Below are 1,060 nucleotides of genomic sequence, written 5' to 3'. Positions count from 1 at the left end.
GAAGAGGATTTTGGGGGAGAAGGAGGCTGGCTTGGCCCTGGTCGTGGTGAGTCCGATATTTCGAAGGGCGTCTATCGCTGGCATTTGACTCGCATCAAAGATGTTGATGGGAATACCGTGGACTATCGCTATGAGTATGATGATGAGGATAGGAACACCTACATATCATCTATAGACTACAGCGGTCGGATTTCTGCAGACGCCTTTGAGGATGGGAAGTCTACGATTACATTCACTTACGATGAGCCTGAGCATGTTCTAAACAGCGAAGCGGCCAGGCTTTTGGGATATAACACTGCTTCCGGCGAGTATCTTAGTCTTGCTGATAACAAGAGGCCGGATAAGCGCATAGACGGTCGAGGGGGCTTTCCCTCGAAGACATCGCGTCGTTTGGATAAGGTAGAGATTAGCAGTTTTGGAGATGCTGTTCGGGAGTATGATTTTTACTATCGGTTGAACGAGTTTGGCCAGAGTGTTCTTGATTCGTATTTGGAGGGCCGGGATGGGGAGGAATTCTATCGCTACCGCTTTGATTATTTCGGACTGGGGAAGACTGGTTCTGGGGATACCAGAGGCTACCGTGGTTTTGGTGGTGTTGAGAGTTCCACGTCGAGAGGTATTTGGAAGTATGGTTTAAGCGGCAATGATTCGCTTAACTTCAGCGGCAACGGTCAGATTGGCGGATATGTTGGGTCATCAGGTATAAATCTGGGCTTAACCGGGTCATTCGGTTTTTCAGCAGGAACATCCCGAGTTTTGAGCAGCGTGATGGATATCAACGGGGATGGAGTGGCGGAACTTGTGTGGAGGGATGGATCGAATCTTCGAGGTTACAATCCTGGATTCAATGCCTCCAGCGGGGGCAACATTCGATTGAGCGGGTATGGAGGGCCCATATCGAAAAGCTCAAGCAGTGGAATGAATTTGGGTGGGAATATCAATATTAACATCCCCATCGGGAACTGGGCTTTTGGATCTTTTACACTACATGAGGAACTCGAATGAGACAAAGAGGATGTCCATGGATGTGAATGGGGATGGATTTCTCGATGTGATTTGG

General features: G+C 48.7%; 1 protein-coding gene. It reads left to right on the top strand.

Annotated features, from left to right (window positions below; translation table 11 throughout):
• On the top strand, positions 1–1,005 hold a 1,005-nt coding region (locus S1OALGB6SA_RS10205), incomplete at its 5' end, for a hypothetical protein (protein WP_195910324.1).
• Positions 1,006–1,060 lie beyond the last annotated feature (55 nt).

Source organism: Olavius algarvensis spirochete endosymbiont, assembly GCA_900608495.1.
In the GTDB taxonomy this organism is placed as follows: domain Bacteria; phylum Spirochaetota; class Spirochaetia; order DSM-2461; family DSM-2461; genus UBA2779.
Note: the sequence above shows the minus strand (reverse complement) of the source record. Positions and strands in the feature narration are given on the sequence as shown.